The 20,490-nt window shown below is 60.8% G+C and carries 18 protein-coding genes; 14 read left to right on the top strand and 4 right to left on the bottom strand.

The genetic code is table 11. The features are described 5' to 3' along the window. The first annotated feature begins 1 nt into the window (after position 1). Positions 2–721 (top strand): hypothetical protein, encoded by a 720-nt coding sequence (locus ACI3L3_RS15145; RefSeq protein WP_404845988.1) that lies wholly within the window; start codon positions 2–4, stop codon positions 719–721. Positions 722–1,159: 438 nt separating this feature from the next. On the opposite strand, the gene ACI3L3_RS15140 is transcribed toward ACI3L3_RS15145, so the two are convergent. Beyond that, entirely contained in the window at positions 1,160–2,089 is a 930-nt protein-coding gene (locus tag ACI3L3_RS15140) for a hypothetical protein (protein ID WP_404845987.1), read from the bottom strand. 207 nt (positions 2,090–2,296) lie between these two features. Next, positions 2,297–2,791, bottom strand: a complete 495-nt coding sequence (locus tag ACI3L3_RS15135; protein WP_404845986.1) for an arsenate reductase ArsC — start codon at positions 2,789–2,791, stop codon at positions 2,297–2,299. 122 nt (positions 2,792–2,913) lie between these two features. Between ACI3L3_RS15135 and ACI3L3_RS15130 the strand changes: the two genes are divergently transcribed. The 4 genes from ACI3L3_RS15130 to ACI3L3_RS15115 all read left to right on the top strand — a co-directional run bounded on the left by ACI3L3_RS15130 (position 2,914) and on the right by ACI3L3_RS15115 (position 8,521). Further along, positions 2,914–3,486 (top strand): manganese efflux pump MntP family protein, encoded by a 573-nt coding sequence (locus tag ACI3L3_RS15130; protein ID WP_404845985.1) that lies wholly within the window; start codon positions 2,914–2,916, stop codon positions 3,484–3,486. Positions 3,487–3,618: 132 nt separating this feature from the next. Continuing rightward, entirely contained in the window at positions 3,619–6,075 is a 2,457-nt protein-coding gene (locus ACI3L3_RS15125) for a PAS domain S-box protein (RefSeq protein ID WP_404845984.1), read from the top strand. A gap of 21 nt (positions 6,076–6,096) precedes the next feature. Then, entirely contained in the window at positions 6,097–7,320 is a 1,224-nt protein-coding gene (locus tag ACI3L3_RS15120; protein WP_404845983.1) for an HDOD domain-containing protein, read from the top strand. Beyond that, complete coding sequence (locus tag ACI3L3_RS15115) at positions 7,301–8,521, top strand: HD domain-containing phosphohydrolase (protein WP_404845982.1); 1,221 nt, start codon at positions 7,301–7,303, stop codon at positions 8,519–8,521. The genes ACI3L3_RS15120 and ACI3L3_RS15115 overlap by 20 nt, the downstream gene beginning before the upstream one ends. A 182-nt stretch (positions 8,522–8,703) precedes the next feature. Here ACI3L3_RS15115 and ACI3L3_RS15110 read toward each other — a convergent pair whose 3' ends face one another. Then, a complete protein-coding gene (locus tag ACI3L3_RS15110; protein WP_404845981.1) occupies positions 8,704–9,006 on the bottom strand; it encodes a hypothetical protein in 303 nt (100 codons plus the stop codon). Between the two features lie 287 nt (positions 9,007–9,293). Here ACI3L3_RS15110 and ACI3L3_RS15105 point away from each other — a divergent pair, with 287 nt between their 5' ends. Beyond that, positions 9,294–10,229 (top strand): DMT family transporter, encoded by a 936-nt coding sequence (locus ACI3L3_RS15105; protein ID WP_404845980.1) that lies wholly within the window; start codon positions 9,294–9,296, stop codon positions 10,227–10,229. A gap of 84 nt (positions 10,230–10,313) precedes the next feature. Here the strand turns inward: ACI3L3_RS15105 and ACI3L3_RS15100 are convergent, their stop codons facing one another. Continuing rightward, the gene (locus ACI3L3_RS15100) at positions 10,314–11,633 is read right to left on the bottom strand and encodes a M48 family metalloprotease (protein WP_404845979.1); all 1,320 of its coding nucleotides are present in this window, start codon (positions 11,631–11,633) and stop codon (positions 10,314–10,316) included. 590 nt (positions 11,634–12,223) lie between these two features. Between ACI3L3_RS15100 and ACI3L3_RS15095 the strand changes: the two genes are divergently transcribed. The 8 genes from ACI3L3_RS15095 to ACI3L3_RS15060 all read left to right on the top strand — a co-directional run bounded on the left by ACI3L3_RS15095 (position 12,224) and on the right by ACI3L3_RS15060 (position 20,490). Further along, complete coding sequence (locus tag ACI3L3_RS15095) at positions 12,224–12,829, top strand: TetR/AcrR family transcriptional regulator (protein WP_404845978.1); 606 nt, start codon at positions 12,224–12,226, stop codon at positions 12,827–12,829. Beyond that, the gene (locus ACI3L3_RS15090) at positions 12,823–14,955 is read left to right on the top strand and encodes a SulP family inorganic anion transporter (protein ID WP_404845977.1); all 2,133 of its coding nucleotides are present in this window, start codon (positions 12,823–12,825) and stop codon (positions 14,953–14,955) included. The genes ACI3L3_RS15095 and ACI3L3_RS15090 overlap by 7 nt, the downstream gene beginning before the upstream one ends. Before the next feature lie 16 nt (positions 14,956–14,971). Continuing rightward, the gene (locus tag ACI3L3_RS15085) at positions 14,972–16,183 is read left to right on the top strand and encodes a response regulator (protein ID WP_404845976.1); all 1,212 of its coding nucleotides are present in this window, start codon (positions 14,972–14,974) and stop codon (positions 16,181–16,183) included. A gap of 73 nt (positions 16,184–16,256) precedes the next feature. Then, entirely contained in the window at positions 16,257–17,966 is a 1,710-nt protein-coding gene (locus ACI3L3_RS15080; protein WP_404845975.1) for an ATP-binding protein, read from the top strand. A 16-nt stretch (positions 17,967–17,982) separates the two neighbouring features. Beyond that, positions 17,983–18,363: a response regulator gene (locus ACI3L3_RS15075; RefSeq protein WP_404845974.1), complete on the top strand. Its 381-nt coding sequence runs from the start codon at positions 17,983–17,985 to the stop codon at positions 18,361–18,363. Continuing rightward, on the top strand, positions 18,353–18,976 hold the full coding sequence (locus tag ACI3L3_RS15070; RefSeq protein WP_404845973.1) for a sensor histidine kinase: 624 nt from the start codon (positions 18,353–18,355) through the stop codon (positions 18,974–18,976). The genes ACI3L3_RS15075 and ACI3L3_RS15070 overlap by 11 nt, the downstream gene beginning before the upstream one ends. Positions 18,977–19,016: 40 nt before the next feature. Then, positions 19,017–19,448: a response regulator gene (locus ACI3L3_RS15065; RefSeq protein WP_404845972.1), complete on the top strand. Its 432-nt coding sequence runs from the start codon at positions 19,017–19,019 to the stop codon at positions 19,446–19,448. 643 nt (positions 19,449–20,091) lie between these two features. After that, positions 20,092–20,490: a hypothetical protein gene (locus ACI3L3_RS15060; protein ID WP_404845971.1), complete on the top strand. Its 399-nt coding sequence runs from the start codon at positions 20,092–20,094 to the stop codon at positions 20,488–20,490.

The raw sequence follows: 20,490 nt of genomic DNA, 5'->3' as shown, positions 1-20,490 counted from the left end.
TATGCGTCTGCTATGTCTCACCGTATTGGTAACGGCACTCGTCAGCATGACCATCGCACCAGCGCATGCTGGCACGCCGCAGGCCTTCGCCGCCTTCGTCACAGGCGGCAGTGTCGCCCGCGCCACGGCCGTTGTGGTTCGTCAGGCCCTGCCCGGGCTGCGCGCCGAGGTGTACGCCAGCAAAGTCGGTGAGCATGTCGTTCATTACCTGTACGTCAGCCACCCGGAGCTTAAGTACGAAGATATTTGCCGCCGCCTCGGCGGTGCCAGCTGCCCCGCACTGCGGCAAGCCGGACCACAGGCGACAAGCGCAAGGCGTAAAGGCCCTGTCCTTGAGGAACCCAACAAGGAGAAGCCAATGACAAAACAGTTTTCCTTCGTGAAGTACGAAAACGAGGTGCTGCCGGAGTACAGAAACAAGCTTAGCCTCGCGGAAACCGCTGAGGACGTGCGGACCTGCTTCGGATACACCGTCCGCGAGCTGTTCGCCAAAGCCCTGAACGGTGAGGAACTCGTGGACGAAGACGACATCATCCTCGAAGCGGAAAACGAAAAGGGCTACGAAATAAGCGAAAAGGTGCGCAACAACGAGACCGTCGCCGTCCTTTGGGAAGGCTCAGACCTCAAGCGCGTTATGAAAAACATCGCCGACTCCGCGCACAAGCGCATCATGCGCATCGACAAACACCCCGAAAAGACCGACGCCAAGATTCGCAACTAAGCCAAACACTGCACCAACATCACAACGCCCCGCCAACGCGGGGCGTTTTTTTATGGACGGCAGGAGGAGACCGGGCGTTGGCGGTGAGGGGGCGCTGTGGTGGAGAGAAGGCCGGGCTTTTTGTGCTCCGCAGGTTTAAGGGCCGTGGGCCCTTAAAGATCCCGTGTGCGCACAGGCCGGGTGCTCTTGGATGGGGCGGTCGTCACCCCTGACGGCTCTCGTCCGTGCTTATGGGGAGAGATTTTTTTGGGGGCGTCGGTGGTGCGTGAAGGGCGGTGAGAATCCCTGCTCGTGTGTGTGAAGAACAAAGAGAAGGCAGAAGACCCCGCCCACCCACCCCTATTTTTCGGGCGGCTTCCGCCCGAAAAATCCTGGGGATTGTTAAGGGAATCATTCCCTTAACCCGCCGGAGGCATTGCCTTTCTTTCTTTCTTTCTTCTAAACAGTCTCACTCACATGCAGCACGTCGTTTTTACGGCGGAGTTTGGTGGTGATGTCGTTTGGTCCGGTGGTTTTGAGGAGGTAGCGCAGGTGTCCGAGGTTGGCATCGATGGCGTGTTGATACGGGTCATGGTCGAGGCCGAAGCGGTGGAGGAAGTGCAGTCGCATGAACCGGGTGACGGCGCCCAGGTCGTGGTCGAGGCGTGGGCGCACGACGTTGTTGTAGAAGGGCGCAGTTTTTTGGAACAGGTCGCGCTGGGTGACGTAGCCGGGGATGCGGGCTTCCTGAAATTCTTTGAAGAGGAGCGGCAGTTTTTCCAGATATTTGCGGTCGGCGAGTTGGGCGATGAGGTCGGCTGATCCGACGATGAGTCCGGCGTCTTTGGCGTCTGGTGTTGGGAAGGCGATGTCTGCTGGTGTAAGGGCGAGGCGTGTGCAGTCGATGGCGCTGGCGATGGCGTCGCAGGTGTGGGCGGGGACGGCGTGTGTGGCGAGAAGGCTGCGCATGATGGCGATGGAGCGGTCCTCGTGCCCGACGGTGTGCTTTGCGCCGGTACCGGTTGTATCGGTTTCGTCCTGCAGCATGCCGGTGTCGTGGAAATAGGCGGCGACGACGGCGACCGTGAACAGATCGTCGGAGACGGCGCGCGTGGTGCTGATGCCGTGCACAAGGCGCGCGGAGGCGAGCACGACGGAGAGGGTGTGCTCCAAGTCGTGGTAGGGCGCGGTGCTTTGGCGGTAGCCGGGCATATCGCCGCGGAACAGGCGCAGAATACTGGCGTGGGTGTCCGTGATAATGCTGGGGAGATGGCCGAGGCCGCAGTCGGCGTACAGGCGCTTGACTTCACGCAGAATGGTGGCGGTATCCGGTGCAATGGTGCTGTTACTCAGGGCCGGAGTGGTGTGCGTGTCAGTGGTCTGGGGCATGATTCTTCCAGTTCGGACAGAGGGATGAACGATGGCGGCGCTCATGAAAACGCCGCGGCTTCTGGCCTGCAAAAACCGCCCGGAAGGCAGGTTTGCCATGTAGGTTATCCTATATCGGATATGAATGCAAAAGGTCTTATGTGGTGGGCGTTGCGGGGAATTTTTGGTGCGCAAAAGAGGGCCGCCCACCGTGGTGGCGGGCGGGGGCTATTTGGAGAAAATGGGCGGGACGAGATGCGTGGCGGTGAGGGCCTGCTTCATGTCGTCCAGCGCTTGCGGAAGCGATATGATGAAGGCGCGAATTTCGTCCCGGACGCGGGCGTAATGGGCGAGGGCTTCGGCTTCTGTCGCAGCGTTTTGGGCGAGCTGGGGCGGGTCGTCAAACCCGCGGTGCAGTACGGTGGCCCGTCCGGGAAAGCGGGGGCAGGTCTCCTTGGCGTTGCCGCAGAGGGTGATGACGTAGTCAAAATTGAGGTCCGGGAGTTCCTCAAGGGTTTTGGAGGACTGCCCGGAGATATCCACTCCGGCGTCGGCCATGGCGCGGACGGCAAGGGGATTGAGGCCGTGCTTGACGATGCCTGCGCTTTGGGCGTGGATGACCGGGGCCTTGAGGTGCCGTGCAAAGCCCTCGGCCATCTGGCTGCGGCAGGAGTTGCCGGTGCAGAGGAATAAAATGCGTATGGGAAATGGTGGAACGTTCATGGGCAGCAGCGTACAGAGGCCGTGTTACGGCTGTGTGACGGGGGCCTTGCAAATGGGGGGAAGCTGTGCAAGCTAGGGCAAGCACACTGTGTGAGGAATCCGGAATAAGGAAGAACTGAGACATGTTTGAGATTTTTGCAGTTGCTGTGGCGCTGGCCATGGACGCTTTTGCGGTGTCCGTTGCGGCGGGGGCGGGGATGAGCACCCGGTCGTGGCGGCCTGTGGCGCGCCTTGCGTGGCACTTTGGCCTGTTTCAGGCCATGATGCCTGTTGCCGGGTGGTGGATGGGCCTTTCCGTGCGCGTGTTTGTTGAGAATTGGGCGCATTGGTGCGCCTTTGGGTTGTTGTTCCTTATTGGCGCGCATATGTTTGTGGAGGCTCTGAAGGACGAGTGTGAATGCACGGACAACGATCCCACGCGCGGGCTGTCGCTGGTGATGCTCTCTGTCGCCACCAGTATTGATGCGTTGGCGGTGGGCGCCAGTTATTCGTTGATGGGGCGTCCTATCCTTCTACCTGCGGTGATTATTGGTGTGGTGGCGTTTGTGTTTACTGCCGCTGGCGTATGGGGCGGCCGCCTGCTTGGGCAGTCGTGCTGCCTTGGGCGCTACGCCGGTATGGTCGGCGGCGTCACCCTGATGGGCATTGGCGTGAACATCCTGCGCGAGCACGGAGTCTTCTCGGCTTTGCTGTAGCCCGCCTTTTCTTTCTTCCCCCGATTTTTGTCTTTCCCCTCTACTCCCGGCGTGGTGTTTGAGGTATGCTAGGAAGTGTGTCCGCACTGACCGGTCCTGTATTTGCGTGAAGCGTACTGGGAGGCATACCCGTTGAGGCCCCGCGACGAATCGATTCTGGAACACGCCGCTATTCCTGCCATGATTGTGAGTGGCGAGGGCATTGTCCTGTGGGCAAATGCCGTCGCGCGGGAGCAGTATGGCCTGCGCGAGGACGACCCGGATGGCCTTGCTGGGTTTGGCGATGCCATTGTTCCGTATCCTGCCGAAGCACTGAGCCATGTATGGAAGAGCGGAGCCTTTGCCGTGGAGGCCCAGCACACGGTGGATTCGCGGGTCTACAACGTGGAGCTTGCCGTCTCTCCTTCCAAGTGGGGGGAGAAAAAGGCCATGCTGTGCTTGGTGCATGATATTTCCGTCCGCAAGCAGGTGGAGGCGACACTAATTGAAAGTGAGCGCCGCTGCCGCGCCATTATTGACAACGCGCAGGAAGGCGTCTTCCGCCTCGCCCCGCATGGTCGGGTGCTGCGGGCCAATCCAGCCCTGGCGCGGATTCTTGGTTTGCCATCTCCCCATAAAGTTATGGAGCTTTCCGGGCTGTCGGCGATGTTCGTCCGGCCGGAGGAGTTTGACAAGTTCATCGCCGCCTTGGCGCTGGATGGGGTGGTGAGCGATTATCAGTGCCAGATGCAGCGCGCGGACGGGACGCGCATTCTGGTGTCTATGGACGCGCGCGGGCTTGAGGACTCCGAGGGGCGGTTCTTCTGCGCGGAGGGATTCCTGCGTGACATTACGGAGATGGACGCCGCCGTGCGGGGGCTTGAGTACCGCATGAAGCTGGAGGCGCTGGTCTCGCAGTTGACGCGGCGCTTTGTCAGCGACAGGGGCAGCGATATCAACGCCGTCATCCGCGATGCGTTGCAACAGATTGGCGAGTTTGCGCAGGTGGACCGGTGCTGCGTGTTCAGGCTGACGCAGGATGAGCGGCACATGGTGCAGTCGTACACGTGGCGCGAAAAGCAGGCCACGAAGTGCCCGGCATCCGCGCGGGATGTGGCGCTGTCCGTAATTCCCTGGTGGGTTGAAACCTTAAAGGCGGGAACGCGGGTGGTGCTGGCCTCGCTGGATGATGTGCCGCAGCAGGCGCGGGGCGAACGCAAATGGCTGGAAAAGCGGCAGGTGAGCGCCCTTGCCGCCGTGCCGATGTTTACCGGTGGCAAATGGGTTGGCTGCATGACTTTTGAGCGCCTGACGGGCGGCGCGTTGTGGTCGGAGGGCGATTTGCGGCTGTACGAGGCCTTGGCGGACGTCATCAGTAGCGCGCAGGAGAGCCGCCGGGTGGCCGAGCAGTTGGCGCGCAGCGAGGAGCGCAACCGCACTCTTGTGGAGAACATGCAGGAGGGGCTGATTATTACGGATGCGGAGCTGCGCATTACCTATGTGAACCGCCGCGTGTGCGAGATGCTGGGCAAAGCGCGCCCCGAGGTGCTGGGCGAAACGGTTTTGGAATTTTTGGATGAGGTGAATCGTGAAAAGATGCTGGAGGAGCACGAAAAACGCCAGATGGGCAGCTCCGAGAGCTTTGAGCTGACCTGGGTTGGGCCAGAGGGACGCGAGGTGTTCTCCCTTGTGTCGCCAACGCCGCTGTTTACGGAGGAGGCGGAATTTGAGGGCGCGTTTGCCGTGGTTATGGACGTGACGGAGCGCAAAAAGCTGGAGAGCCAACTCCTGCAGGCGCAGAAGCTGGAGTCCATCGGTCAGTTGGCCGCGGGGATCGCGCATGAAATCAACACTCCGGCGCAGTATGTGAGCGACAATCTGCGGTTTATTAAGGACGCGTTTGACGACGTCATAGGCGTGCTGTCGGCGTGCCGCGCGGCGTCCAACACATGCACCAGCGGCACGGAACAGGAACGGGCGCAGGCCGCGGGCAAGATGATTGAAACCATGGAAGAGGCGGACGTGGACTACCTGCTGGAGGAAGTGCCCGCCGCCATTGAACAGACGCTGGACGGTGTGGACCGCATCGCCGTTATTGTGCAGTCCATGAAGAAGTTCGCCCACCCCGGCGAAAGCGGCAAGGTGGGCACGGATTTAAACGACGCCCTGCGCAATACCATCACCGTTGCCAGCAACGAGTGGAAGCAGGTGGCGGATGTGGAATACAACCTTGATGACGCCTTGCCGCCGGTGACCTGTTACGCGGCGGAGTTGAATCAAGCGTTTTTAAATTTTGTGGTGAACGCCGCTCAGGCCATAGAGGCCAAGGTGGGCGCCACCGGAGAGCGGGGGACGATATATGTGTCCTCGGCGCAGGCGGATGGCGGCGTGGAACTGCGTTTCCGTGATACGGGCACCGGCATGCCTGAAGATGTGCGCAAGCGGGTGTTTGATCCCTTCTTTACCACCAAGGAGGTGGGCAAGGGCACGGGGCAAGGGCTGGCCATGGCACACGGCATTATTGTGGAGAAGCACGGGGGCCGGCTCTCCGTGGAAAGCGAGGAGGGCCAAGGTGCGGAATTCATCATCTGGCTTCCTTTGGATGCGTAGACCGGAAGGAGACCCAGTCGTATGAGCAGACGGATTCTCTTTGTGGATGACGAGTCCAATGTCTTGCAGGGGCTGCGGCGCATGCTGCGGCCCAAGCGGCAGGAATGGGACATGGCCTTTGCCGCCAGCGGCGAGGAGGCGCTTCGTCTGTTGGACGAGAAGCACTTTGACGTGGTGGTTACGGACATGCGCATGCCCATGATGGATGGCGCGGCGCTACTGCACGAGGTGATGGAGCATCATCCCGGAGTAGCGCGCATTGTTTTGTCCGGCCACTCGGACCTTGACCTTGTGGTGCGCTCTGTCCTGCCCGCACATCAGTATGTGTCCAAACCTTGCTCACCGGAAAAGTTGCAGGATGTCATCTCCAAGGCGCTGGAAGTGCAGGACATCGTGTCCGTGGATACCCTGCGTGAGATGGTGTCGCGTATTGAGTCGCTCCCGTCGCTGTCCGAGGCATACCACCAGCTTACCGAGGAGATGAACAAGCCCGAGCCGTCCATCGCCAAGGTAGGGGAAATTATCTCGCACGATATTTCCATGAGCGCCAAAATCCTCAAGCTGGTGAACTCGTCGTTCTTTGGCTTTGCGCGGCATATCTCCAGCCCGGAGCAAGCCGTGGCGCTCCTCGGGCTTAAGGTCATCAAGGCCCTTGTGCTGTCCGTGAATATCTTTTCGGAATTTCACAGCGAGGAGCTGCGGCAGTATTCGCTGTCCGGCCTGTGGGACCATAGCATGCGGGTGTCCACCCTGTGCCGCGACATCGCGGAAATGGAAAAAATGGACGCCAAAATGCAGGACGAGTGCTTTATTGCGGGCCTGCTGCACGACGTGGGCAAGCTCATTCTCGCGTCCACCTTTACGGACAGGTACAACACCATGCTCACGCAAGTGCGCGAGCAAAACCGCGTGGTGCGGTGGATGGAATTTGAGACCTTCGGGACCACGCATGCCGAGGTGGGCGCCTACCTGATGGGGCTGTGGGGATTGCCGGATGCGGTGGTGGAGTCCATCGCCTTCCACCACGCGCCCATGTATCCGGAGCGCGGTCTGAGCACCGTTGGCGTGGTGCACGCCGCCAATTGGCTGGACCATGCGTATTATGTCCTGCACAGCAACTACGCCATCCCGGAGCTGGACGAGGAGTACCTGCGCATTGCGGGTGTTGGCGACAGGATAGAGGCATGGAAGGAGCTGGTGGTGTCACCGGAAGAGAGGGAGGAGCATGGCGACGAAGAAACATAGAATCCTCTTTGTGGATGACGACACAAATCTGCTCGCCGCCTACTCGCGCCAGTTGCGCAAACGCTACGACGTGGAGACGGCAAACAGTGGCGTGTTGGCGCTTCGGACCATCGCGGAAAAAGGCTCGTTCAGCGTGGTGGTGTCGGACTTTCGTATGCCCGGCATGGACGGACTGCAGTTTCTTGCCGAGGTCAAAGACATGCTTCCCGATGCCTCGCGCATTCTTTTAACGGGGTATGCGGAGTTGGACGTGGCCATCAAGGCGGTGAATGAGGGGAATATTTTTCGCCTGCTCACCAAGCCCTGCCCGCCGGAAATTCTGGTGCGGGCGCTGGCCGATGGCGCGCGGCACTACGAGCTTATTATCTCTGAGCGCGAACTGCTGGAGGAAACCCTCAAGGGCAGTGTCGCCATGCTGAGCGATGTGATGTCCGTCATTCGGCCTGATGTGTTCGGGCAGGTGTCGCGTATGACGCCCTACGTGCGCAAGCTGGCCATCATGGTGGACGACCCCAATCCGTGGCGGACGGAGACGGCGGCCATGCTCTCGCTGCTGGGCTACATCACCCTGCCGGAAAAGCTGGTGCGCCGCGTGAACCTTGGCCGCCAGCTCAACCCCGGCGAGTACGCCATGTTTTCGGAGCATACGGACATCTGCGCCCGCATTGTTACGCGCATTCCGCGTATGGAGGAGGTCGGTCGCATCATCGCCTATCAGGACAAGCTCTTTGACGGCAAAGGTCTGCCGCAGGACTCCGTGGCCGGGGAGCTTATCCCCCTTGGCTCGCGGATTATTAAAATCGTGCTTGATTTCGACAGGCTCCAGCAGGCGGGACAGGACAAGCAGGAGGCCTATTCATCGCTGACCAAGCGTGGCGGCTGGTACGACCCCAAGATTTTGGAAGCGTTCAAAAAGCTGCTGGGTGATGAGGGGCGCTTCTGTGTCCGGCAGGTGGCTATTGATAATTTGCAGGAAAATATGGTGCTGGCCGAGGACGTCACCCTGGAACGCAACGGCAAGTTTATCCGCGTGCTGGCACGCGGGCAGGAGATGACGCGGGTGAGCATTGCGTACCTGAAGAAGTACCACCAGAATTTTGGCATCAGCAATATCGTCAAGGTGCTGATCCCGTGGGAGAGCGAAGGCGGAGAAGGCGGCGAAAGCACGGAGGACGTGCAGGCGCCGCCCGAAGACGGCTAATGAGTGGAGGCTGGCGCGCCGGTGGCGTACCCGCGCCGAGGGGCCATGCGCGCGGGAGCGGGCTGGCGGCGGGGACGCGTTACAGCGGAAGGGCGCTGGGGCTGAGGGCGTGGGCCATAATGAAAGAGGCCGCACATGGCGCAGCAGAGGGCTGCCATGTGCGGCGCTGTGTATTTGAAGGGCTAAACGTCCTGAATGGGGTGGACTTCGTTGCAGTAGTCGTCCCACTCCGCGCAGGTCTTTGACAGATCCTCGACGTGCTGTTTTCCGCAGGAGTCGCAGGTGAGCTGTACCTGTGGTGCGCGGCCCTCCAGTTCCTTGCGCGCGGGGCGTCCTTCCAGCTTGTCCTGCGTGCGGCCTGTGAGTTCTTTGTTGACGTCTTCGGGGGAGGCTTCCAGCTTTTTGAGCTCGCGGGCGGTGAGCTGCAGGGTGGCATCCTTGCCGCACAGGGGACAGTGGGCCTCAAGGGTATACGTCTTGGTCATACATCCTCCGCGTTGTGCGTGCCGGGCTGTTGTGGCGCGCTGGTCGCCGTGTGGCGGCCTGCTGGTATGGGCAGGGCGCGCCGGAGCGGCCGGGTGATGGTTCTGCAAGTACGCACTCATCATTGCGGACAACGAAGGCGCGGTCAACCCTGCCAAGGGGCGGCCGTCCTTTTGCCCGCCGCTCCCCCAAACCGGGAAAAAAGCGCCATTGCGGCTGTTGCCACAGGGTGGGGGAGTGGTTACATATGCACTCTTGCGCCCAAAAATGGGCGCGTGGAGTGATAGACATGGATATGGAAACAACCGACGCCCTCCATCAGGATGGGGGGCAGCGTGAAGGCGGATTGTCCAAGGGCGTGTTGTATGTCGCCGTGGGCACCGTCTTTTTCAGTTTGGCCAGCGTCCTCGTGAAAACGACCGGACAGCGCCTGCCCTTTATTGAGATTGTTCTCGGGCGCAGCGTGTTCGGCATTATGCTGTGCTGGTGGCTTATGCGCCGCAGCGGCGCGCCGTGGATTGGCACGCACCATGTGCCGCTGCTTCTGCGCGGTATTTTGGGCTTTGGCGGCCTTGCCGGGTCGTTTTACGCCATCACGCATATGCCTCTTGCGGACGCTATTGTGCTCTTTTACTGCAACCCGGTCATCGCGGTGCTGCTGTCCTTCGTCTTTCTTGGCGAGCGCATGGACAGGCGCGCCATGCTGTGCATCCCGCTGTGCCTCATGGGCGTGGTGCTGGTGACCAAGCCGCCGTTCCTTTTTGGTGCGGGGGCGGTGGAAATCTCCGGGCTGGCCTACGCCGTGGCCCTGCTTGCCGCCGTGTCCGTGGCGGGCGCGTATGTGAGCATGCATCACCTTGGCGGGCGCGAACACCCGCTGACCATTGTGGTGTATCTGTACATTGTGTCCGTGCCGTGCGCGCTGCTTGGTAGCCTGCCGGTGTGGGTGACGCCCAACCTGCTGGAAATGACCATGATGGCGGGCATTGGCGTGCTGACGCAGGTGGCCCAGATGTGCCTGACGCGCGGATTGGCTATGGAATCCACGGGAACGGCCACCGCAACGGGCAGTCTGCAGGTGGTGTTCACCGCCATCTGGGGCATGCTGTTCTTTGGGGAATTCCCCGATGGATTGGCCTTTTTTGGTGCAGGATTCATCATCCTGAGCACCCTTATCCTTTCCGGCACCATCCGGTTGCCCCGCCGCCGCCAGCGCGTGTGCTGACGGCAGCGGCGCGGAAACGTGTCATACAAAAACGGGACGAAGCCTTGCGGTTTCGTCCCGTTTTTTTGTGCGTGTGAGCGGCGGCTAGCGGCCCGGGGCGTAGCCCCAGTCGTCCAGCTTGCTGGCGGCCCAGTTGGCGCGCTGGCCTTGGCCGCCGGTGGCGGTGATGTAGCGGTTGTATTCCCACGCGGCGGCGGAGCGGTCACCCATGCCCTCAAGGGCGAGGCCCTTGTAAAAGGCGGTGCTGGGATTGCCGGGGAGCGCCTTTTCATAGGAATGGAAGGCGCGCAGGGCGGCCGGGTAGTCGTTCTGGGTCAGGCTGGCAAGGCCGATGACCTGATCTGCCTGCGGTTCTGTGGGTTTGATGGAGTGGGCTGCGTCGGCGTAGCGCTTGGCCTCGGCCTCGCGCCCCTGCGCCAACTGGCATTTGGCCATCATCAGGTTGCCCGCGTAGTCGTCCGGAATCTGCTTCAGGGCGGCGGAAAAATGGGACTCGGCCTCGGTGAAGTCCTTTTTGACCATGTACTTGGCACCGGTCTGGAGCTTTTCAATGCCGTCCTTTTTGGCGCGCAGCGTGGCTGTGTTGTCCATGTAGCGGTCGCGGTACACGGGATTGGATGTGGCTTTGGCGTAGTTGTAGCGCATCTCCTCCTTGGCGGTTTCAAGGCGCTCCTCGCTCATGGGGTGCGAGGCAAAGAGGAGTTCTGTTGCGGAGGGCTTTGCGTTGTGCAGGTCCACAAGGTGCTGCTGCAGGCCCACCATGCCCTTGGGTGAATAACCGCTGCGCGTCATGTATTCCATGCCCAGCGCATCGGCTTGGCGTTCGTCCTCGCGGCTGTAGAAGGCCAGCAGTGCCCCCGAGGCGATGCCGCCCATACCCGCGGCGATTTCGCCATAGCCCTTGCCAAAGGACGCGGCATAGGCCGCAAGTCCGGAGGAGAGCAGTGACACGGCCATGCCCTTGGACATGCGCGAGGCCGAATGCCGCGCGTTGACGTGCCCCATCTCGTGCCCCAGCAGGGCGGCGAGTTCGGCTTCATTTTCCAGCGTCAGCAGAATACCGCGCGTGCACGCGATGGACCCGCCGGGAAAGGCGTAGGCGTTAACGTACACCGCATCCACACACCGGAAGGAGTAGGGCATGTCCGGGCGGTGGGTGTACTGGGCCATGCTCTTGCCCGTTTCGCCCAGATAGGCGTTCAGGGCCGCGTCGTCCGTGGGGCCGTAGTCGTTGGAGAATTGGAGCGGCGAGCGCTCCTTGTCCAGCTTAATTTCGCTGGATTTGGACAGCAGCATGAACTGCTGCTCGCCCGTGACGGGGTTCTTGGCACATCCCGTTGCCGCGCCAAGGGCGCAGATGCCTGACATATAGAGAAAATCCCGTCTGGAGAGGGAATGCTTCATTGGTCGACCTCCTTCATTTATAGAGGTCTTTGCATAGCACAGACGCGCGGCGCTTGGTAGTGCGCGCGCAGGGACTGGGCCGGGCACGCCCCGCAGGCCCGCGGCCGGCACTCGCTGGCGCGCCGGCCTGCGGGTGTGGCGTAGAGAAATGTACAGAAAAGTGCGGATGCACTACACTGCACAGCAACTGTTGTGTCGGCTGTGGGACATGTGTGGGGCAAAATGATACACGTTTCTCACCAAAAAAGAGGGCGACCGTCCAAAAAGACGCGCCACTGCAAGGTTTGCGGCGTTTTGCAAGCAGGATTCGTTGCTTGAGCAAAATTGCACAATGTACGGCGTTTTCGTCATAGGCACGACGATACCGCCTTGGCGGACTCTGGAGAAAAAATTTTCTTTATGAGACGTGAGAATCATATATCATCTGGATTTTTTAAAAAGAGTGTTGAATTTCAGTCGCTTGCGCTTAATGAGAAGGGAGAATCGTGTATTAATAGCCCGCTTGACAATGTGAAATCGAGCACATAAGGGGGAGTGAAGCCGAGTGCTTACTCGGTAAACCCGAGCGCGCACTCGGGCTAGGAGATGCAATGTCGTACAAAGAAAAGATACTTGAAACAGCAGCGGCGCTTTTTGCAGCCAAAGGCTACAAGGACACGTCCATTGCAGAGCTTTCGCGCCTCACCGGCGCGGCTGAAGGCACGATTTTCCATCACTTCAAGAACAAAGAGGAAATCTACATCGGTGTTCTTGAAGCGACGAAAAACGGCATTGTCAGCCGCGTGGAGGATGCGGTTTTTGCAAAGGGGTCCGGGTCTGGGCTGGAAACGGTGAAGGATCTTGTCGCCCTCTTCTTCCGTCTCTCCGAGGAGATGCACGTGGAGTTCAGGCTCCTTTTCCGCTCGCATCTGTATCATCTTGCCGGGACCAATCCCGCCCTCCGGGAAGATGTGGAAGCCATTTACAACTGTTTTGTGGACATGCTGGTGGAGGCCATCCAGAAGGGTGTGGCCGATGGTTCCATCCGCAGGGACGTGTCCCCCAATGGTCAGGCCCTGATACTGTTTTCCATGGTATCGGGCCTTTTGCGCTTTAAGATGCTGAGTCTGTTTCCCGTTCGTTCGTTGTACGCTGACGTGCTCGCCTCATGCGAAAACATGCTGAAACCACAACCGATGGAAGGGTGCTCATGCTGACCCGAATTTTTCCGTTCCTGTCCTGGATGAAGGGCTATGGAACAAAGCATTTGAGGGCTGACTTCACGTCCGGACTGACGGTGGCCCTTGTGCTGATTCCGCAGTCCATGGCGTATGCACAGCTTGCGGGTATGCCCGCGTATTACGGGCTGTACGCTTCGTTTTTGCCCCCCATGATTGCCGCGCTGTTCGGCTCCAGCCGTCAGCTCGCCACCGGCCCTGTGGCTGTTGTCTCGCTCATGACAGCCGCATCACTGGAACCGTTGGCCACAGCAGGCAGTGAGGCTTTCATCGCCTACGCCATCCTGTTGGCGTTTACGGTTGGCCTGTTCCAGTTCCTGCTGGGCGCGCTGCGTCTTGGATTGGTGGTGAACTTTTTGTCGCATCCGGTGGTCAACGGCTTCACCAACGCCGCGGCCATCATCATTGCGTCCAGCCAGCTATCCAAGATGTTCGGCGTGTACGTGGACAAAGCCGCGCACCACTATGAGACCATCTACCGCGTGGTGGAGTCCGCCGTGGACTACACACACTGGCCAACACTCGGCATGGGTGTGCTGGCCTTTGCGGTGATGATTGGCCTCAAGCGCTTTGCGCCCAAGGCGCCGAACGTGCTGGTGGCGGTTGTGATTACCACGCTGTTGTCGTGGGCCATTGGCTTTGAGCACAACACCACCGTGGACCTGAACCACATCAAGTCTCCGGACGCTGTGGAAGCCATTGCCAAGTTCAACGCCGTCACCACGGAGCTGCCCAAGATTGGCGAACGGCGCACCGAGCTGAACTCCCAGTACGCCGCCGCTGTTGAGAATTCGGGCATGCACTCCATCCCCGCCCTCGACATTAAGCACGATGTGGAAGTCGCCAACATCAAGATTGAAAACCTGAAGCGCAGGGCCCACACCTGGCGCTCCAAGATTCGCCATATGAAGTTCGACGGCGTCAGCGCGCCTGACGGCACCACGAACTTCTACCTTGCGGGCACCACGCCCGAGGGCCTGAACACCGACGGCCGCATCTGGCGCATCAAGGTCGGCAACAAGGCCATTAACAAGGACTCTCTGCTCATGATGGGCGGCGGCGCGGTTGTGGGCGTGGTCCCAAGCGGCCTGCCGACCCTGTCCGTGCCCAAGCTCGACATGGGCGTGATGCTCCAGTTGCTGCCGTATGCGGCCATCATCTCGCTGCTGGGCTTCATGGAAGCCATCTCCATCGCCAAGGCCATGGCCGCCAAGACCGGCCAGCGCCTTGACCCCAACCAGGAGCTTATCGGCCAGGGCCTGTCCAACATGGTGGGCGCCATTGGCAAGAGCTACCCGGCATCGGGGTCGTTCTCCCGTTCGGCGGTGAACCTTGCCTCCGGCGCGGTGACCGGACTGTCCAGCGTGTTTACCTCGCTGGTGGTTGTTATCGTGCTGATGTTCTTCACCCCGCTGCTGTATCACCTGCCCCAGTCCGTTCTGGCGGCGGTCATCATGATGGCGGTTATCGGCCTCATCAACGTGAAGGGCTTTGTCCACGCGTGGAAGGCCCAGTGGTACGACGGCGCCATCTCCATCCTGTCCTTTGTCTGCACGCTGGGCTTTGCCCCGCATCTGGACAAGGGCATCATGGTTGGTGTGGTGCTGTCCCTTGGCGTGTTCCTGTACAAGAGCATGCGCCCCACGGTAGCCAGCCTGTCCCTGTCGGCGGACCGCGCCCTGCGCGACTGCTCCGTCTACGGCCTGCGCGAGTGTGACCACGTGGCTGTCGTCCGCTTTGACGGCCCGCTGTTCTTCGCCAACGCCAGCTACCTTGAGGACCGCATCACGGACATTCTGCAGGCCAAGCCGCATCTGCGGCACATCCTGCTGGTGGCCAACGGCATCAATGACATGGACGCCTCCGGCGAGGAAGCGCTGGCACTTATTGTGGACCGCGTGCGCAGTGCCGGGTACGGTATGTCCTTCTCCGGCGTGAATGAGAATGTTCTCGCGGTGATGAAGCGTACGCACCTGTTTGAGTCCATTGGCGAGGAGAACATCTACGCCACGCAGGCAGAGGCGCTGCCCATCATCCACGCCAAGGCCCACGAAGGTTCCGAAGAAAAGGCATGCCCCCTGACTGAGGCCTGCCCGGCCCAATAGGACAAGGAGAATCCTCATGGCAGTGATCAACATCTTCAATGCCGCGTATGTTCGGGCCGAGGAAGTGGCGGCTGGCGTCGCTTCCGAGCTTGGCCTGACCACCATGCGCGACGCCGAAGTCTTCGCGATGGCCGCGGAACGTTTCGGTATGTCCGAGTCGCGTTTGGCCAAGACGGTGTACGGCAAGCCGAGCGTGTTCAACAGCTTCACCCACGAGCGCGAGCGCGCCGTCACCTGCCTGCGCGCCACGCTGGCCGAACTGCTGCACAGGGACGACCTGCTCCTGTTCGGCTGGGCTGGGTTGCTGGTGCCGCAGCGCGTGTCGCATGTGCTGCGCGTGCTGCTGGGGGCGGAGGTGCACTACCGCGCCGGTCTCGCCGCCGAGCGCGAGGGTGTCAGCGCCGAAGAGGGCGCCAAGCTGGTCCACAAGGCCGACGAGGCCCTGTTTGGCTGGAGCGAGTACGTCACCGGCGCCAAGGCGTGGGACAACGAGCTTTACGACGTGGTCATCCCCATGGACGCCAAGTCCGTGGAGCATGCGGTGGCCTTTACAGTGGACAACGCGCGCCGCGGCGTGCTGGTGCCCACGGCCCAGTCCCAGCAGGCGGTGGACGACTTCGCCCTTGCCGCGCGTGTGGACATGGCCCTCGTCAAGGAAGGCCACAGCGTGGACGTGGAGGCCAAAAACGGCCGCGTGCAACTGACCATCAATAAGAATGTCATTATGCTCTCCCGCCTTGAGGAAGAGCTGCAGCGTATTGCCTCCGGCGTGGAGGGGGTCCGCGAAGTGACCACTCGGGTTGGAAAGGATTTCTATCAGGCGGACATCTACCGCAGGCATGATTTCAGCCTGCCGAGCAAGGTGCTGCTGGTGGACGACGAGCGCGAGTTCGTCGAAACCCTGTCCGAACGTCTCACCATGCGCGACGTGGGGTCCGCTGTGGTGTATGATGGCCCGCAAGCTCTGAACCTGCTGCAGGATGAGGAGCCGGAGGTCATGATTCTGGACCTGAAGATGCCGGGTATGGACGGCCTTGAGGTGCTGCGCCGCGTGCGGCGTGACCACCCGGGCGTCGCGGTGATTATCCTCACCGGTCACGGTTCCGATAAGGACCGTGAGACCTGTATGGACCTTGGCGCGTTTGCATACTTGCAAAAGCCGGTGGACATTGACGTCTTGTCGTCCACGGTAAAGAGCGCCTACGAGAAGGTTCGCGTCTCGTCGTAAGACGTTTGGCCGACAGGGACGCGACGCTTGGCGTGCCTGTCGGCCCTTTTTTTACCCCGCAAAGGATGCGCGTATGGCTTCGTGGCTGAAACGGCTCCGGCCGAATTTTTGGACGACGGATGAAGAGGATGGGCACAACATCCTCAACTACAGGCGGCTGTGGGGGCTGGTTGTCGGCGTCATGCTGCTCGTCTCCATTGTGCCGCTTGGCGTGATGTCCTTTACGGATTTCAGCCTCAGCCAAAAGCTGGCCGAGGCCGAAAACCGCTACCGCATGACGCGCCTTGTCTCCAACAGCAAGCGCTCCGTCACCGCCTTTCTCGAAGAGCGGCAGTCCGCGCTGGACTTTGCCGTGCGCCATCTTTCCCGCCGGGAATTGGCCGACCCGTTGCGCATCCGCGGCCTGCTTCGCGACCTTAAGAATTCCTTTGGCGGTGTGTATGACCTTGGCTTCATCGATGCCGACGGCATCCAGCAGGCCTACGCCGGACCGCATGAACTGGTGGGACGCGACTACTCCCGGCAGGATTGGTTCAAGCACGTGGTGGCCCGTGGCGTGTACATCAGCCCCGTGTTCAAAGGCTTCCGCGAGATTCCGCACATGGTCGTCGCCGTCAAGCACGACGACGCGGACGGCAGTTTTTACATTCTGCGCGCCACCCTCGACACCAGCCGCTTCAATGATCTTTTGCTGTCCATCGACATTGGCAGCGACAGCGACGTCTTCATCACCGACACCACGGGCGTTCTGCAAACGCCCACCCGCCACGCCGGGGACGTGCTGGCGGCCTCGGGCTATCCCGTGCCGCCGTACTCCGAGCGCACGCGCATTATGGAGACGCGCTCCAAGGACGGCACCCCCGTCTTTATGGGCTACACCTACGTGAAGGGCGCGCCCTTCATCCTGACCCTTGTCACGGATAAAAAGGCCGTCATGGACCCGTGGTGGACCGTGCGCCTTGAGATGTTCGGCTTCACCGCCCTGAGCATGACGGTCATCGGCATTGTGGTGCTGGGTGTGGCGACCTCGCTGGTGAGCCGGGTGCACTTTGCCGACCAGCGGCGCACCGTCGCCATGCACCGCGCCGAACACGCCAACAAGATGGCTTCCATTGGCCGTCTTGCCGCAGGCGTGGCCCACGAAATCAACAATCCCCTCGCCGTCATCAGCCAGAAGGCCGGACTGATGAAGGATCTGCTGACCTTCGGCTCCGTGGAGGGGGCGAACAAGGAAAAGCTCATTGGCCTGACCGATGCGGTGCTTGCGTCAGTGGAGCGCTGCGGGACCATTACCCACAGGCTGCTGGGCTTTGCCCGGCACATCGACGTGCGCCTGGAGAAGCTGGACCTTGAGCCTGTCATCCGCGACGTGCTCGGCTTTTTGGAAAAGGAGGCGGAGTACCGCGGCATTGAGGTGAACGTGGACGTAGCGGGCGACGTGATGCCCATTGAGAGCGACAGAGGGCAGTTGCAGCAGGTGTTTTTGAACATTATCAACAACGCCTTTGCCGCCGTCGAAGATGGCGGCAGGGTGAACATCGGCATCGCGCCCATGACCGAAGACCACGTATCCGTGGTCATTCAGGACAACGGATGCGGCATCCGGCGCGAGCATTTACGCCAGATTTTTGAGCCGTTCTTCTCCACCAAGGGAGACAAGGGCACAGGCCTTGGCCTGTCCATTACCTACGGCCTGGTGCAGAAGCTGGGCGCGGAGATGCATGTGGACAGTACGGAAGGCGAAGGAACGGCGTTCACTCTGGTCTTTCCTGTAAAACGGTAACGGACGGAGAGATATTGTGCGGATTTTGTTGGTCGACGATGAGGCCGAACTGGTGGAAACACTGGTGGAGCGCCTGCGGCTCAGAGGAATTGATGCGGATTGCGCGCTGTCCGGCGATGCCGCCATTGATATGACACAGAGCAAGGCCTACGACCTTGCCGTGGTGGATATGAAGATGCCCGGCACCAGCGGGCTGGACGTCATGAAGTCCATGCGCGACATGCGCCCCGAGATGCGCTTTATCTTTTTGACGGGTCACGGCTCCACGCAGGACTGTCAGGAAGGGCGCAAGGCCGGTGCCAGCGACTACCTCATGAAGCCCGTGCGGCTGCAGGTGCTGCTGGAGCGCATTCAGGCGGCTTTGAATCCCGGAGGGGAAGAGAACAATGAGTGCTGACAACGGGTCCGATGCCGGGTTGGTCTGCTTTGGCCGTATGACGGCCAGCGTGTCACATGAGTTCAAGAACCATTTGGCCACCATCCGTGAAAAGGCGGGCCTGCTCACGGACTTGTTGACCCTTGCCGCGCGTGGCCGCGAGGTCGACTTTGAGCGCCTTGCGGGTATTGCCGCGGACATCCAGCAGCGCACGGCGGATGCCGACGCGGTGGTGAAGCGCCTTAATGCCTTCGCCCACAGCACGGACCATCCCCTTGCCGAGGTGCCGGTGGACGAGTCCGTGGAGCTGACGCTGAATCTCTACGCCCGGTTGGCCGCCATGCGCGGCGTGAGTTTTGACCCGCAGGGTGACGCCGGGGTGGTGGTGTCCACGCGGCCTTTCCTGCTGATGCAGCTCCTTTTGGCCTGCCTTGACGCTGTGATGGACAGTGTGGAGGACGGCGCGCAGGTGACGGTGACCACGCGCGCCACGCAAGAGGGCGCGGAGATTGTTTTTTCTGCCGGGGGCGGGGGGCAAGCGTCCCAGATGGCGGAGCTTTTGGACGCACTGAGCGCGACGGCCGTGGCCGAGGCCGGCAGCGGCCTTGTGCTGCGTTTGCCGAAGAATGTCTAATCCATGGTGCGCCGGGGGTGGCGCGGGGAGGCTTTGAGAGATGACGGGTGTGAACGTTTTGTTGGTTGATGACAACAAGGATTTTGTCGAGACGTTGGCCGAGCGCCTGCGCACGCGTGGGATGGACGCGACAGCGGTTTATAACGGCCGCAGCGCCGTGGACGCCATCGACGCCCGCCGCTACGACGCGGTGGTGCTGGACCTGCAAATGCCGGACATGGACGGCCTTGAAACGCTGCGGCGCATCAAGGAGCATAACGACGAGGTGCAAATCATCTTGCTGTCCGGTCATGCCACGGTGGAGCTGTCCGTAGAGGCCATGAAGCTTGGCGCCCTTGATTTTATGGAAAAGCCCGCGGACTTCGACACGCTGGTGAAAAAGATTACCGTGGCGCAGGCAAAGCGCCTTGTGCTGGAAGAAGAGCACAACAACGAAAAGATTCAGTCCATACTTTCCCACGCCGGTTGGTAGTGGGAGAAGACAACCTGCGTAGGCGGCTTGGGCCAGGCGGTGGCCCTTGCCTGCCGGTATTTCCCGGCCTTGTGAGGCACGTTTGAGGCCGGGATTTCTCTTCGGGTCAGTGGATGGCGTTATGTACGGGAAGCATCACCACACCTCCTCCCGCCAGACGCCGTGACCGGAGAGCCTTCGTCTTCCGGAAGGCCGAAAACTTGGCGGTTTCGGCCTTCCGGAAGTCTTTTTTATTCCTCCCTCTTTTATATACTCCCTTTTCTTGTGATTTATGGCGGCGGCGTGCGCCGTGGTTTCACTGGTGGCTCCTTTTCGAGCTGCATCTCTCCGTGTGGGCGCATGGCGCGAGCTTGTGTGATGCTGCTGCGGCGTGGCGTTATGGTACACTGGTGTATTGTGCACTGTTTCACGTGGCGGAAAACGTGTGGACGATGCTTAAAAACACATGCTACCGGAGTCACTCGCAACACGAAAACTCCGCCAACAGCGCAAAGCGACGCGCCGGTGCATGGTGATGCGCGCCATGGCGATGCACCGGGGGGAGTCAGAGGCAAGCGCGCACAGACAGCATAGGGAGCCCCCGCCCAGGTTTGCGGGGCCGCAAAGGAAGCAGACGGATGCCTCGACACAAGGAAGAAAGCGCATGCGCGTTTTGGTCGTAACCGCAGACGCGGAGGATGGAAAACGGCTTGTGGCGGGCCTGAGTGGTCATGGCTACGCCGCCGAATGGGCGCAGGACGCTGTGGGCGCACTGCGGCTGGCACGGATGATACGCTACGACATCGCCCTTGTGGACGAGATGGTGCGCGGCGTGCGCTGGGACGCAATGCTCCGCGGGCTTCGCGGACTGCAACATGACGTTGCGGCGCTGTGCATGTGCGATGACACCACGCCCCAGTATCAGGAATCTGACGCAAAAACAGAGGCTTGCACCTTTGTGACAAAGCCGGTTATCATGGCTTCACTCCTGCCGCATCTTTTGGCAGTGCAAGAACGGGGGATGGTGCACGCACCGCACGCGGACGCGCGCTACGTCTTGTGA

Source organism: Desulfobaculum sp. SPO524 (assembly GCF_044987625.1).
In the GTDB taxonomy this organism is placed as follows: Bacteria; Desulfobacterota; Desulfovibrionia; order Desulfovibrionales; family Desulfovibrionaceae; genus Desulfobaculum.
This window is presented reverse-complemented; position numbering and strand designations above follow the sequence as displayed.

Excerpts from the sequence above, each read along its gene's own strand:
- ACI3L3_RS15145 (WP_404845988.1), top strand. The coding sequence starts at position 2 with ATGCGTCTGCTATGTCTCACCGTATTGGTAACGGCACTCGTCAGCATG.
- ACI3L3_RS15140 (WP_404845987.1), bottom strand. The coding sequence starts at position 2,089 with ATGCCCCAGACCACTGACACGCACACCACTCCGGCCCTGAGTAACAGC.
- ACI3L3_RS15135 (WP_404845986.1), bottom strand. The coding sequence starts at position 2,791 with ATGAACGTTCCACCATTTCCCATACGCATTTTATTCCTCTGCACCGGC.
- ACI3L3_RS15130 (WP_404845985.1), top strand. The coding sequence starts at position 2,914 with ATGTTTGAGATTTTTGCAGTTGCTGTGGCGCTGGCCATGGACGCTTTT.
- ACI3L3_RS15120 (WP_404845983.1), top strand. The coding sequence starts at position 6,097 with ATGAGCAGACGGATTCTCTTTGTGGATGACGAGTCCAATGTCTTGCAG.
- ACI3L3_RS15115 (WP_404845982.1), top strand. The coding sequence starts at position 7,301 with ATGGCGACGAAGAAACATAGAATCCTCTTTGTGGATGACGACACAAAT.
- ACI3L3_RS15110 (WP_404845981.1), bottom strand. The coding sequence starts at position 9,006 with ATGACCAAGACGTATACCCTTGAGGCCCACTGTCCCCTGTGCGGCAAG.
- ACI3L3_RS15105 (WP_404845980.1), top strand. The coding sequence starts at position 9,294 with ATGGATATGGAAACAACCGACGCCCTCCATCAGGATGGGGGGCAGCGT.
- ACI3L3_RS15100 (WP_404845979.1), bottom strand. The coding sequence starts at position 11,633 with ATGAAGCATTCCCTCTCCAGACGGGATTTTCTCTATATGTCAGGCATC.
- ACI3L3_RS15095 (WP_404845978.1), top strand. The coding sequence starts at position 12,224 with ATGTCGTACAAAGAAAAGATACTTGAAACAGCAGCGGCGCTTTTTGCA.
- ACI3L3_RS15090 (WP_404845977.1), top strand. The coding sequence starts at position 12,823 with ATGCTGACCCGAATTTTTCCGTTCCTGTCCTGGATGAAGGGCTATGGA.
- ACI3L3_RS15085 (WP_404845976.1), top strand. The coding sequence starts at position 14,972 with ATGGCAGTGATCAACATCTTCAATGCCGCGTATGTTCGGGCCGAGGAA.
- ACI3L3_RS15080 (WP_404845975.1), top strand. The coding sequence starts at position 16,257 with ATGGCTTCGTGGCTGAAACGGCTCCGGCCGAATTTTTGGACGACGGAT.
- ACI3L3_RS15070 (WP_404845973.1), top strand. The coding sequence starts at position 18,353 with ATGAGTGCTGACAACGGGTCCGATGCCGGGTTGGTCTGCTTTGGCCGT.
- ACI3L3_RS15065 (WP_404845972.1), top strand. The coding sequence starts at position 19,017 with ATGACGGGTGTGAACGTTTTGTTGGTTGATGACAACAAGGATTTTGTC.
- ACI3L3_RS15060 (WP_404845971.1), top strand. The coding sequence starts at position 20,092 with ATGCGCGTTTTGGTCGTAACCGCAGACGCGGAGGATGGAAAACGGCTT.